This window comes from Syntrophomonas wolfei subsp. methylbutyratica, from assembly GCF_001570625.1.
GTDB lineage: Bacteria > Bacillota > Syntrophomonadia > Syntrophomonadales > Syntrophomonadaceae > Syntrophomonas > Syntrophomonas methylbutyratica.
In genome coordinates this window covers 35804-49277 of sequence record NZ_BBQT01000012.1, presented here as the reverse complement: position 1 = coordinate 49277, position 13474 = coordinate 35804, and the positions used below count along the sequence as shown (strand labels likewise).

The 13474-nt window shown below is 45.7% G+C and carries 12 protein-coding genes; 4 read left to right on the top strand and 8 right to left on the bottom strand.

The window, feature by feature from the left end:
* Positions 1–101: 101 nt before the first annotated feature.
* From murJ to spoIIP, 3 genes are all read right to left on the bottom strand, one after another.
* Positions 102–1667: a murein biosynthesis integral membrane protein MurJ gene (murJ, locus tag AWB54_RS09690; RefSeq protein ID WP_061214406.1), complete on the bottom strand. Its 1566-nt coding sequence runs from the start codon at positions 1665–1667 to the stop codon at positions 102–104.
* Between the two features lie 160 nt (positions 1668–1827).
* A complete protein-coding gene (locus AWB54_RS09685; protein ID WP_061214405.1) occupies positions 1828–2127 on the bottom strand; it encodes a hypothetical protein in 300 nt (99 codons plus the stop codon).
* A 5-nt stretch (positions 2128–2132) separates the two neighbouring features.
* Positions 2133–3167: a stage II sporulation protein P gene (gene spoIIP, locus AWB54_RS09680; protein WP_061214404.1), complete on the bottom strand. Its 1035-nt coding sequence runs from the start codon at positions 3165–3167 to the stop codon at positions 2133–2135.
* Positions 3168–3526: 359 nt separating this feature from the next.
* On the opposite strand from spoIIP, the gene rpsT reads away from it, so the two are divergent.
* Positions 3527–3793, top strand: a complete 267-nt coding sequence (gene rpsT, locus AWB54_RS09675) for a 30S ribosomal protein S20 (RefSeq protein ID WP_061214403.1) — start codon at positions 3527–3529, stop codon at positions 3791–3793.
* A 34-nt stretch (positions 3794–3827) separates the two neighbouring features.
* On the opposite strand, the gene holA is transcribed toward rpsT, so the two are convergent.
* On the bottom strand, positions 3828–4808 hold the full coding sequence (gene holA, locus AWB54_RS09670) for a DNA polymerase III subunit delta (protein WP_061214402.1): 981 nt from the start codon (positions 4806–4808) through the stop codon (positions 3828–3830).
* A gap of 24 nt (positions 4809–4832) precedes the next feature.
* On the bottom strand, positions 4833–5258 hold the full coding sequence (locus tag AWB54_RS09665; RefSeq protein ID WP_061214401.1) for a hotdog fold thioesterase: 426 nt from the start codon (positions 5256–5258) through the stop codon (positions 4833–4835).
* A gap of 362 nt (positions 5259–5620) precedes the next feature.
* Here AWB54_RS09665 and AWB54_RS09660 point away from each other — a divergent pair, with 362 nt between their 5' ends.
* Both AWB54_RS09660 and AWB54_RS09655 read left to right on the top strand, forming a co-directional pair.
* Positions 5621–7093, top strand: coding sequence for a potassium/proton antiporter (locus tag AWB54_RS09660; protein ID WP_061214400.1), 1473 nt, complete (start codon positions 5621–5623; stop codon positions 7091–7093).
* Entirely contained in the window at positions 7081–8409 is a 1329-nt protein-coding gene (locus AWB54_RS09655; RefSeq protein WP_082736141.1) for a 5'-deoxyadenosine deaminase, read from the top strand. The genes AWB54_RS09660 and AWB54_RS09655 overlap by 13 nt, the downstream gene beginning before the upstream one ends.
* Positions 8410–8413: 4 nt before the next feature.
* On the opposite strand, the gene AWB54_RS09650 is transcribed toward AWB54_RS09655, so the two are convergent.
* Entirely contained in the window at positions 8414–10714 is a 2301-nt protein-coding gene (locus AWB54_RS09650; RefSeq protein WP_061214399.1) for a DNA internalization-related competence protein ComEC/Rec2, read from the bottom strand.
* A 24-nt stretch (positions 10715–10738) separates the two neighbouring features.
* Complete coding sequence (locus tag AWB54_RS09645) at positions 10739–11362, bottom strand: helix-hairpin-helix domain-containing protein (protein ID WP_061214398.1); 624 nt, start codon at positions 11360–11362, stop codon at positions 10739–10741.
* Between the two features lie 296 nt (positions 11363–11658).
* Here AWB54_RS09645 and AWB54_RS09640 point away from each other — a divergent pair, with 296 nt between their 5' ends.
* Positions 11659–12873: a DUF2225 domain-containing protein gene (locus AWB54_RS09640; protein ID WP_061214397.1), complete on the top strand. Its 1215-nt coding sequence runs from the start codon at positions 11659–11661 to the stop codon at positions 12871–12873.
* A 335-nt stretch (positions 12874–13208) separates the two neighbouring features.
* Here AWB54_RS09640 and AWB54_RS15370 read toward each other — a convergent pair whose 3' ends face one another.
* Complete coding sequence (locus tag AWB54_RS15370; RefSeq protein WP_160328941.1) at positions 13209–13367, bottom strand: DUF1540 domain-containing protein; 159 nt, start codon at positions 13365–13367, stop codon at positions 13209–13211.
* Positions 13368–13474: the final 107 nt, after the last annotated feature.

Here is a 13474-nt window from a genome sequence, read left to right as displayed (position 1 = left end):
ACACCTGCGGCTTGTCTGGCGACCTTTCCGTCTTCCGTCTTCCTATTTCAGAGCTTATCAAATTATAACTGATTAAGCACGGCGGTTCAATTGATGGGGTTTCAGGAGTTTTTCGACAGGCGCTGCCGGAGCATATTAAGCAGTAATTGGGACTCTTCCAGTTTAAAGAAATAAATAATAAGACCATAAACAATAGCACCGAAAAAAACTCCTCCGCCTACCAGCATCAGAAGCTGCAGCTTGCCCATCAACGGCCAAAACACCAGCATTCTCCCGGTAAACAAGCGCAGCAGAAACCACATCACCAGGGAGGCCCCCAGGGAAATGAGGAAACTGCCGACAATCCTGCCTCCTCCCAGTTGGCCCAGTTTTTTTCGTAAAGCCAGCATTAAAAAGATGAAACCGGCCAAACCTGAAAGCGAATAGGCCAGGGCCAGACCTTTATGCCCCATAGTAACCACCAGGTTTAAAGAAAGCAGGATATTGGCGGCGATAGTGATAAAGGCAGCGGCAACCGGGGTAAAAGAATCATGCAAAGCATAAAAACTGCGGTTTAGAACCTGCAAGGAAGAGTAGGCAAAAAGACCAAAACAATAAAAGGAAAGAGCCTCATTGGTTATGGCCACCGCGGTGGCAGAAAATCGCCCCTGCTCAAAAAGCAGTCTAATTATTGGCTCGCCCAGGGCCATTAAACCAAGAGAAGCCGGGATGGTAAGCAAAAAAACAGCTCTCAGAGCGAGGGAACTGCTACGTTTAAACTGGGCTATTTCTCCTCGGGCCGCCAGGTGGGTCAACGTAGGGAAAATCGCTACTGCCAAAGATACCGCAAAAATTCCCAGAGGAAGATTTACTATCCGCTGCGCCAGGCTGAGTGCGCTTACTGTTCCTGCAGCCAGGCTCGAAGCCAGGTTCTGGGTCACGAAAAGGCTTACTTGTACTGCTCCCAGCCCGGCCAAAACCGGCACCATGAGCCGGATAATATCCTGAAAGCCCTGGTCTTTATAATCAAATGAAAAATAGTATTTCATCCCCAGGCGGCGCAGGGTGGGAATCTGCACCACAAAGTTGGCAACAGCACCCAGAACCACTCCCAGGGAAAAAGCAGCAATGCCCAATTGTTCCACCAGACCAACACCCACCACAATAATCATCAGATTGTAGAGCAGGCTTCCCCAGGCTGGAGCCCAGAAATGATGAAATGAATTTAATATCCCCATGGCCATCCCGTTAAGGGCCATAAAAAAGGTTTGAATGAACATGATGCGGGTAAGATATACCGCCAGGTCGCTGTACTGGGCAGGCAAGCCGGGAACCAGTATCTTCATTAATAGCGGGGTATACAGATAGGCCAGGGCCATAATAAAGAGCATCAGCAAAAGCACATAGTTTAATACAATGCTGGCGGAACGCCAAGCATCCTCTTCCTGATCGCGAGCCACAAAAGTAGAGATAACCGGGATAAAAGCCGAGCTCAAAGCCCCGCCCACCAGCAGCATGTAAATAAAATCCGGTATGGAGAAGGCGGCCCGGTAGGCATCAGTAATATAATCCTGTCCAAATAGAGTATAAAGAGCTACTTCCCGGCCATAGCCCAAGATCCTTGACAGTATTACCGTGATCATGAGCAGAACCGCGGCCCGAGCTACATTTCTTCCCCTTTCGCTCAAATACTATCAACTCCAATTAACACAAGGGGACAGTTCTTTTGTGTTGTCCCCCTGTGCCTCACCTTCCCATAACACAAGAGAACTCCCTTGTGTCGTGTTTTCCCACATAAAAGAACCATCCCCTTGTGTCCCCTACTCTTGCTAACCAAGCAGGAGCGATTTATAGAAATACCGCCTTAAATATTAGCCATGATTTATTCAAATATTGTACTGCCTGCTGACCATGATTTTTTGCGCTTTGCCGTAAAAGCTGCCACTCGCAATTCAGCAACTCCGGAGAAACTTTATAATCCCGGGATAATAACTGCAAATTTAAGCTGCCCTGCTCGTAATTACAGGCAAATACAGGGCCGCGATTGTCCAGAGTAAGGTGGTTTATTCCCTGATTGCTAATATTAAGCCCACTAATAAATAGTACTAGCAAAATAAAGATCAAAAAGAACCGCTTTAACTTTAGCATCCGAATTATAAATCCTCCTTTAACACTTCGATTAAGATATCAGAAAAAAGCATTCCTGCATAGTGGGCCTCAGCCAAAGAGTTTAAATCACCACCGAACTCCAGCAGCAAGGCCCGGGGAAAAAATTCCTGGTTATAAGTCCCAGCCTTGGTTCTGATCCCTTTTATCAGACCAGGATATTTCTTTTCCCCCTGACGATAGATTTCCTGGGCAAATTCCAAGTTCTTCCGCCATTCCGGATGGCTTTTGCGCTCATCGGTTCCGACAATTATTAGAATACGAGCGCTTTTCTTTCCGTCTATTTCTACGGTCTCGGCTTTTTCCAGACCGGGTATGCTGTCGCGATGAATATCAAACAAGGCCAGCAATTTATTATTGGACTGGAGTATTTTTTGTACCGTTTCCCGGGAGTTGGTATAACTCTTATTGTAATCGGGAAAATCATGAACCCGGTCTTCGAATTCAGCCGGCAATCCCCGTTTGCTTAATGATTCACTAATACTCCTGGCCACCTCATTGACCAACCCCCTTTGCCCGTCGCAACGGGCCCTTCCGCTATCAGGAATGTATGATTCGGCACTATGGGTACAATAAAACACTACCTTGCAGCCTTTAAAAAAGCTGCTATAATCAATATCCCGGCTCTCCTCCAGCGGCTCCGGCTCAACTTCGGGCAATTGAACTTCGAATTCCCCCTCGTTCTCCCGGAGATCTTCTTCGCTGCGGCCATAGGCCAGGGCCTGGATACTGGATATCATCAAATCTTCCGGCATCTTCTCCTTAAAATAATACCTTGTCATAGGAAAAGAAGTCTTTTCCCCGGCAAAAACCACATTTACTTCCCGGAAGAGACTGGCTGCCTGCTTTTTATTCAGCTCGATTCCTTTAAAAGGCAGCAAGATATTCTGTATATTGAAAGCCGGCATCTTCTCCAGATAGGGGCTGCTAATTTCAGCACTAACCCCGGTTATCAAAACCAATAAAAATAATTGCATAAGGAAGATGCTTTTTATAAAAGTCCCAAAATAGTTCTTGTGCACCCTGTCCACCCCACTAGCAAATATCTTATTAAATTTATGGTGGACAAGAGATAATTAGAACCCGGTTCTTTTTAATATAGTCTTTCCTTTATTAAGGGCTCTAATATAATGAGACGAAATATGTCCCTCGCTTCATTAAGCAGCCAGGTTCCTATTAATATGTTAGGCGACAGGTTCTAACACCCCGCCTCGTTGCAGCGCTGTGTTAAAACTGCTACGCAGTTTCTTCCGATGCTTAAACGAGGTAAAATATAACTTAACAACTTAAGTGCCTGGCACCATAGTTTTTTTTCTTGCAATTTAATTGGGGGAGTGCTATAGTATTCCTGTTAGTCTTCAACTTACAAGGAGGTGAAAGTGTGGCCAAAAGTAAAACCCCCGCTAAAAGAGCTCGTAGGGCAGAAGCCAACCGGCTCAGAAATAAAGCTTATAAAAGTAAGCTGAAAACAACCATTAAACAATATGAAAATGCAATAATTGCGGAGGATTTGGATACAGCCAGCAACAAACTGTTGCAGGTAACCTCCCTTTTAGATAGGAGCATCACCAAAGGAATACTTCATAAGAATAATGTAGCCAGAAAAAAATCAGCTTTGAGTAAAAAGCTGAATAGTATTAGCCAGTAAGCAAGAACCTGTCTCCGGGCAGGTTCTTATTTTTTTACCTCTTGCTGCAGATTTCCACTATCAGGGCTTCCATAAGCATTTTATCATCCAGGCTGCTGCTCTTAAATTTAACATCCGTTTGCAGAAATATTTGAAATAACTGCCGCAGCTCATCCCAGCTAAAATTGCGAGCATTATCCAACATTTTCTTTACCATGAATTCATGCAAACCTGTTTGTGCCACTATTTCCCTGCTGCCATATGATTCTTCACTATAGTATTTGACTCTGGCCAGGGCCATGAACTGGCGCACAATAATATAAAGAAATAAAATCGGGTGTTCTCCCTGTACCAGTAATTGATTATAGGCCTGGAAAGAAGCCTTCAGGTTGCGCTTCAATAAAGCATCACTCAACTTGAATACCTTGATTTCAGCTTTTGTCTCCAGTTCTCCTTCAATATCGGCAATTTTTACCGGCCGCCCCTTTACCAGCAAGGCGGTTTTATCAATGAGATTTTGCAGGTAATACATATCCTGTCCACTTTTCGCCATCAGGTTGGCGGCGGACTTTTCTACCTTCAAACCATAGGAAGCGAACTCCTTATTTATCCATTCCGACAGTTGCTGGGGGCCGGGGGATTTGCAAGCGATTACGGTGGCCTCACGATCCAATATCTTTACCAGGGGATTAGTAGCACTATGTTCATTGGCGGTCAGCACCAGTACCTGCCCCTCCATGTCATGCTGCAGGTAATCCAAGAATATTTTCTCTATTTCGGCGGTTTTACCCCCCCGTCTTTTGGCTTTTCCCAACCACCAGGGCCGCTTTATTATCACCAGCCTCTGCGAAGAGAATAAGGGACTGAATTCCAGGGCTTCCAGCAATTCATAGGCATTCAGCTCATCTGCATCCAGAAAAGCAGTTTCTACTTCTTCGCCACTTTCCCGGCTCATAAGCGCCGCAATCCTTTCCAGCTCCCGGTCAATCAAATAACCCTCTTCACCCCAAAGAAAATAAATCCGATTCTTGCTCATAAGATACTCGTTCCTTTCGCTGTACTATTGCTTTTCATCCCGCAATTCGATTATCGCTACGGTACAGCGGGAAATACAGAGCATATCCCCGGCCTCATCATAAATCCGGACATCCCAAACAATGGTGCTGCGCCCTACATGAATCGGAATCCCTACAGCTTTTATCATTCCATCGCGCTTGCTGCGAATATGATTAGCGTTTATTTCCAGGCCCACAGCCCGTTGTTTTTCCACGTCAATAAAAAGATAACTACCGGCTGAGGCTACCGTCTCAGCCACTACCAGCGATACCCCACCATGCAGAAAACCAAACGGTTGATGGGTCCTGGGGGTTACGGGCATAGCAGCCACTACCCGTTCCTGGGAAAATTCGCTTATTTCAATCCCCAGAACCTCCATAACTGTATTCTTAAAAAAACCATTATCAAATATTTTTGATTCTTCTGACATAATCTTTCTTATCTCCTTTCCCTTTAGTAGTGCAGTGAGGAAGTTTACTTAAATGACTCCACTGCAAAAACTCTTTTGTTGCATAAATATACAAAGCAAGCATTGGCGAGCGGTATATTTATAAAAACCAATGAATACTGCTGTCTTTTTGCTATCTTTTGACACGATTATACCCCAGGTGCTTAAGCAGGGCAATTCTAGACCGGATAGCAGTCGGCGTAATACTACCTCCCCGGAGTTTAATGCAGTATTTTTTGGACCTTATCTGTTTCCTTTTTAGCCAAGAATTTATAAACTGCTTGGAAACTGTGGTAATCTTAATACTATAGTTAAAGAACAATTGACATAGCACGGGGGTAACAATGCTATTCTTTTTTGCGGTTTTGCTTCTTATTGCTACCTTTTCCAGTAAAATGTCTGCTCGCTTTGGAGTTCCCGGCCTGGTAATCTTTTTAGCTCTGGGCATGATTTTTGGAAGCGATGGTTTTAAGCTCATACAATTTGATGACCCGGTATTGGCACAACAAATTGCCATTGCCTGCATGATTATTATTCTCTTTGAAGGCGGGTTCAGCACTAAAAAGGAATTGTTGCGTTTAGCGTTCCGGCCCGCATTTTCTCTGGCCACCCTGGGGATAATGGTAACGGCTGTTACCCTGGGTCTGTTGTCCCACCTGCTGATTGGCTTGCCCCGGGAATCAGCCATCTTAATCGGGGCAATTGTATCATCAACAGACGCTGCCGCAGTATTTGCTATATTCCGCAATAAGCGCATAGAGCCCAAAACTGCTGCCACAATCGAAGTAGAATCGGCTTCCAACGATCCCATGGCTATTATACTAACCATTACTATTATCAGTTTTATGCAGGGAGAAATCACCAGTTGGCAGCTCTTTTTAGGCCAACTGCTCTGGCAGATACTGGCCGGTTTAAGCATAGGTTATTTGCTGGGGAAAACCGCGCCACACTTGATAAACCGGATTAAACTTGATTCAGGCGGCTTTTATTATGTTCTTATTTTAAGTCTCTGCTTCTTAAGCTATGGTCTGGCGGATGAATTAAATACCAATGGCTTTTTAGCCGTGTTTATCGCTGGTTGCTACATAGGAAATGCGGAGTTCGTTTATAAACAAAGCATCACCAGATTTATCGAAGGTCTGTCCACCTTCAGTCAGGTGGTTTTATTCTTGATGCTGGGGCTGTTGGTATTTCCATCAAATCTGCTACAAAACTGGCAGCATGGTATCATTATTGCTGTAATCTTAACTTTTATAGCACGGCCGGTAGCGGTTTTCCTTTGCACAATTTTTTGGAAATACAGTTTAAAAGAAAAACTCTTTATTTGCTGGGGAGGAATCAAGGGCGCAGTCCCGATTGTACTGGCAACATATCCTTATGTTGAAGGATTAGAAGGAGGCAGTTACTATTTTAATGTGGTCTTTTTCGTAGTATTATTGTCGGCCTTGATTCAGGGCTCCAGTATTGACCTGGTGGCCAAAAAGCTGGGTTTGCTGGCAGGCAGCAAGACTCGCAATCCTTTTTCTTTTGAGCTGATTGCCTTGCAGGAGACGCAGAGCGAACTATTGGAATATAGCGTTGATAAAGGCTCCTGGCTGGTTAACCATAGCCTGCAGGATATACCCTGGCCCCAGGACAGCCTGGTAACTGCCATTGTGCGGCAGGAGGAAATAATAACCCCCCGGGGAGATACCGTTATAAAAGCCCAAGACCTGTTATTTATTCTGCTTAAAAACGACTATCAAGAGGAATTGCTGGACTTGTTGGATGGAACTGATGGTCAGAATGAAAGGGAGGGATATTCGTGTCAACCATAATCCGTAACGGAACCCTGGTTACCATGAACTCCAGGCGAGATATACTGCGAGCGGACATCCTGATAGAAGGCGACCGGATAAAGGAAATAGGGGAGCTGAAGGAATATGAGGCCCGGCAGGAAATAGACGCTGCGGGCATGCTGGTAATCCCTGGCCTCATACAATCCCATGTTCATCTTTGCCAGACCCTTTTCCGGGGATTAGCGGATGATATGGAGCTGATGGATTGGCTGAAACAACGCATCTGGCCCCTGGAAGCAGCTCATGACGAAGAATCCCTTTATGACTCCGCCCTCCTGGCATCAGCCGAACTCATTTCCGGAGCTACCACTTCCATTATAGATATGGGTACGGTTAGGCATAGCAATTCATTGTTTGAAGCGGTAAAACAATCAGGGTTACGCTATCTGGGAGGTAAATGCATGATGGATTGCGGGGATGAGGTTCCGGAAGAGCTGATAGACTCACGGGAGAAATCCTTGCAGGAAAGCATGGATCTTTTCGAGCGCTGGAACGGCCAGGAAGAGGGACGCATACATTATGCCTTTTGTCCTCGTTTCGCGGTATCCTGCAGTGAGGAACTGCTCCGGGAAGTCAGCCAGCTCTCAGATAAATTCAATATCCCCGTACACAGCCATGCTTCGGAGAACCGGGGTGAAATCAGAATAGTAAAAAAACAACAAGGTTTACGAAATATTCTCTACTTTGAACAACTGGGTTTGTGCCACGAAAAAGCAATACTGGCTCATTGCATTCATATAAACGAGGAAGAAATGAAAATCCTGGCCGAAAAGCAGGTCAATGTGGTCCACTGTCCGGCCTCCAATCTTAAACTGGCTTCCGGGCTGGCTCCGGTTCCGCCCTTGTTGGATATGGGAGCCCGGGTCTCTCTGGGTGCCGATGGCGCCCCCTGCAATAATAATCTCAGCCAATTCATGGAAATGCGCCTGGCCGCTTTGATTCATAAACCTTTCTACGGTCCTACCAGCATGCCGGCGGAAAAGGTGTTCGAGATGGCTACCCTGGGTGGCGCACAGGCCATGGGACAAGAAGAAGAGATCGGCAGCCTGGAACCTGGAAAAAAGGCCGATTTAGCTATTGTCAATCTGGGGCACTGGCATAACCAACCGGCTACACATAGCAGTGTTTACAGCCAACTGGTTTATCAGGCTCTGTCCAGTGATGTCCGGGCTACTATGGTTGACGGGAGATTCTTGATGCAGAATGCTGCCCTGCTTACTATTGATGCTGAAGCAGTAAAAATAAATAGCGAAAAGGCCCTGAACCGGATACTGCAAAGGATCGGGGTGAAATAGCTATTTAAATCGATTGCCCTTTCGCCCCGGTTTTTATTTTAACCCAGCGGCCATTGCTCTGAAAAACTATGGCACCGTCCTCATCCGTGCGCAAAACCTCTATCCCTTGTTCTTGAAGTTCTTTTAACACGCTGGCATGAGGGTGGCCAAAGCTGTTGTTGGCTCCGGCGGAAATAATGGCCCAGCGGGGATTAAGCTCTCGGTAAAATTCCGGCAAAAGGGAGCCTTTGCTGCCGTGGTGTGGCACCTTTAGCACAGTACTTGTCCCCAAATTTCCCTGCTGCAGCAATTCCTGCATTCCTTCTTTCTCCACATCACCAGTCAATAAAAAGGAGAAAGCTCCGTACTGGCAGTACAAGACCAGCGATTTATTATTATAGTGGTTTCCATGATAAAGCTCTTCTTCTGGATAAAGAACGGTCAGTTCGCATCCTTTTTCCAGGCTGAGCCGCTGGCCGCTTTTCAGGAAGATTAGCGGAATGTTTTTCCTGGCCGCAATCCCCTTGAGTTCCTCATATTCTTCGGCCTCCTTAAAACAATAAGGTAAAGCAATATGAGCTACGCTGAGCCCTTTACTGGCTTTCTCTAATCCCTGGAGATGGTCTATATCCGGGTGAGTATTAATAATCACATCAATTTTCCTTATACCGCGATGATGCAAGTATGGAAGCAATTTCTTGCTGCCCGGATCAGAATAATGACTGCCCCCACCGTCTACCAGGACAAATTTCCCTCCGGGACTCTTTAAAAGAATACTATCCCCCTGCCCCACATCGATTAACACAAGCTCCATTACCCCCTGCTGGTACAGGCTGGCGGGTAATGATATTAGCAGAATAAAGAGCAGTATCAGGCAAAGCCCAGTATATCCGAATCCCCTTTTTCTGTAGTTCTTACTCCAGGATAGAGCCAGAAGGAGCAGGCCAAGATAATAGACGATTATCAGGATAAAGCATGGAGTTGCAACCCACCAGAAAGCCAGAGGCAGCTTCAAGACGGCGCTATTCAAGCCCATAATCAATTCAATAAAAAACCCGGCCGGGTAGAGGAATATGCCGGCCAGCCAGGGCCAGACAGCGGCCAGCATTAAAGCCAGCAAACCCAGGATTACGCAGGCTCCGGATAGATAAGAGGTAAGTACATTGCTCAATAAAGATACCGGGCTGAACAGGTTAAAGTGGTAGGCTGTGAGAGGGAGTACGGCCAGTTGCGCCGATAAAGGAATAAGGAGTAAATCCCAGAGGCGATTCGTATATTGAAGTCTTTTTTTCAAGAGGGGGAAAAGGTAAAGCAGACCCCAGGTGGCCATAAAAGATAGCTGAAAGGAAATTTTGAATAGAGCAAAAGGATCACTCACGATTATTATGGTTCCGGCCAATCCAAGACCGTTAAGAAGAGCATTTTCTCTCCCCGAATAATAGGCCAGCAGTCCTACAATGGCCATTATCACCGCACGAATTACCGATACCGGCCAAGCTACCACCGAGGCATAAAGCAAAAGAAAAATGCCGGTAACCACCAGCTTCATTCCTGGAGACATTCGGCAGAGGGAAGTAAGACAGGCCATCAGCAAAAGAAAAAAGCCCACATGAAGCCCGGAGACCGAAAAAATATGTACTATCCCGCTTTTCTGAAAGTCCCGGTATTGTTCGGGAGCCATATCATCGGTTTTGCCCAGCAGCATTCCCAGAAGGATGGCCGCTTCCGGCGCGGGAAGGCGATCCTTAATAATTTTTTCTCCCGAGTTTCGAATAGCGGCAAAAAAGCATTCCGACCGTCCCGGAGCGGAAATTACCGCAATAGCATTTTTTTCTTTAACCGACATCAAATAATAAATCCCGCTATAGGATAGATAGCGCGGGTAATCGAATTCTCCGGGGTTTCCGGGAGGACGGGGAAGCTTTAAATCCCCCCGCAATGATATTTCTTCGCCCTTCTGCACTGCTGCCTCGAAGTTGCAGAATACTTGAATTTTCTTCATAGCCCTTTCGGGCTCTTTGCTTTTAAGTACAAAACTGCTCCTATTTCCATCAAATTCGGGAACTGTCTCCACCCGGCCAGTTAAAACCACTCCGTCTTGTATTCTTAAATCAAGCGGTACCGGCATCTGCATCCAGTTAAAAAACAACACCGCCATTAAAAAGAGGGCTAGAGCGCTATAAGACCTCAGAGAGTACTTCCCACCCCAGATTCCTCCTGCCAGGAGAAAGAGAAAAGGGAGGATAAATAAAGGCCAGAAAGCATAATAGCTGAAACAGGCGGAAGCCGCCAGAACTATAAAAACCTCAAACCATGACAAGGGCATTATTCATTAACCCCCCCTGCCTAATTACCTAACTGTTATATGATCTTTTATGGCTTCAAACTTCTTCTCTCCTATACCACTAACGTTTTTAATGTCTTCAATTTTTTGAAAGGCTCCATTAGACTCCCGGTAGTCAACAATCCGCTGGGAGAGGGCGGGTCCTATTCCGTTTAATTTATCAGCCAGTTCACTGGCAGGCGCTTTATTAATATTAACTTTGGCGGAGCCGACCGGAGAAGTTGGAGAAGAAACTCGCAACTGCGAAGCTCCTTGCTCCCCGGCCATTTCCCCTGCCAGTTCCCCTTCTCCTGGAACCACAATCGTTTCTCCATCCACCAGAGGGCGGGCCATGTCTATAAGACGTAAATCAGCTTTATCTTCAGGTCCAGCCATTTCCACCGCCTGGTATACGCGTTCATTCTCTTTCAATTGGTATACTCCGGGTTTTTTAACCTCTCCACAGACATATACCTGAATCAAGCTATCTTCCAAATGCTCCGGTTTTTCCGCCGGATTAACCTCAATAAGTTCAAGCTTTTCGGCAGAATCACGATACCTAAATTCGGCATATTTGAAACCGGCCATAAATACCAACACCAGCAAAATTAAGGAACCGGCCGTCAGGTAGCGCTTGTCTATATTATCCATTAACCTCACCTCCTTGCTTAAATTCGCCAATAAATGTTAAAGCCCTCCATTTTGTGATATTATTAACATCGTTTATTATACCTAAATTTCGAATATTTTCTGAAAGATGGGTTTAACAGGAGGATTATTTAAGCTGCTAGCGAATCTTAAGAACATAATCATGTTGGTTTTTCTTACAAGTCTTTTTACATCAAAACACTAATTTTAAGCATCGGAAGAAACTGCGGAGCAGTTTCAACACACCGCAAGGGACATATTTACCTCGTTATAACCCGTAGTTTAAAGGAGGGACTTTAATGCTGGATATAGCCGCATTGGCTAAACTTGGGGGAGTTAAAAAATATAATGCTGATGAGATTTTTTTTAATGCCGGAGAAACTGGCCACGAAATGTTTATTATACTCAAAGGCCGAGTGGGCGTTTACATAACATCCATTGACGGTTTTCCTATTATGATAACGGAACTGGTCTCCGGAGACTTCTTTGGTGAAATGTCCTTATTGGAAGGCCAACCCCGAAGCGCTACTATCGGGGCTATAGAAGATACTATTGTACTGGTTATTAATGAAAGCAACTTTGAACAGGTAATTGCCCAGCAACCCAGCCTGGCTTATCGAATAATGAAAGGTATGAGCAACCGGGTGCGCCAGCTTAACGAAGATCTGGGCCAGCTGAAGCGAGGGAAAACTGAGGAAAGAAAAGCACATAAGCTTGCTCCCCCCACAGCAAAAAAACCATCCACAGAGGTTTTGGACAACTCCCTTTTTCCACCGGGACATAAGCCTTACCCTCTGGAAGCTCCGCTCAGTGACGATAACCTGCTTTTTGACCGGGAAGTTCTTTGCCCGGTCTGTGAGGAAAAATTCAAAACCAAAAATGTTCGCTCCTCCAAGCTCCGGCTGGATAAGGTAGATAATGACCTGCGCCAGCGTTTCGTGGACTTTGAGCCGCTCTGGTACCTGGTCTGGACCTGTCCCAACTGCTATTACTCCAATTTTAACTTCGAGTTCAAACAGGTGGCTGAAGCCTTTAAGAAAAAACTACTGGAGCAAGGCAAGCAATTAAAAGCTAAAGTTCGTTTGCAGTTTAGTGAGCCCCGCAAACTGGATGAGGTTTTTGTGACCTACTACCTCATGCTGCAATCCTTACAGGCAGCGGGCAAACCAAATCCTACCGAAGCAGCCAAGGTTTGGCTGCGCCTATCCTGGTTGTATAATGACGCTGGAGATGAGGAGATGTTTTTATATGCTTCCCAACAGGCTCTGGATATGTTTAAGGACACCTATTACAATACCAGACGGGATACCTCGGTGGAACAGGATCAGCGCCTATCCTTGCTCTTAGGGGAGCTTAGCATGCGAATTGGAGAAAATAGGGAAGCCTTGAAATTTTTCCGGGGAGCCATTGTGCGTAAAGGCGGTAATAATACTATTAATCGGCAAGCTGAGGATCGAATTAGGGACTTGAAGGACATGATATTAGTGCAAGAAAAGAAGGAAGAAAAAGTGTAATTATACAGAAGGGTGGACCTAAGCCACCCTTCTGGTTTTTTTACAAGCTAAATATGATTCCGCTGCAAAAAGTAATAATTATGCATTTGCTTGCATAAATATTCCGCTCGCAGTCTACGCATGGGCAACACCTACGGCTTGTCTCGCGGCTCAAGGGGTACCGCGCCAATCTCCCGTCCATGGGAGGTGGCGCTCCCGCGACATCCTGTCGCTCGCCCCCTTTCGCCTGCTCGTCTTCGCCGGGTGTTGCATCCATGCTTCGCCAACGCTCGCTTTGCATATTTATGCAACCCTTATGCAACAAAAAGGGGTTTTTGCAGTAGAACCAAATATAATTAACTCTGTTCATAGCTGGCACATAAGGTCTCATCTTCTGGAGAACCGCTGCTTATGTCGCTACAGGGGGCTACCTGGATAGCGTCCAAGCTGCACATATTGTTTTCAAAAAACCGGCAACTACTTACGTCACACATTATGGTCTGGCTTCCGCGCAATTTCATCCCTCCTTAACAAAATTGATGTCGCTGTTTTAGTTATAAATCACCGTGCTATTAATTTGCTTCGGGAAGAAGATTATTATTCTATCAGTTGACTTTGTTCA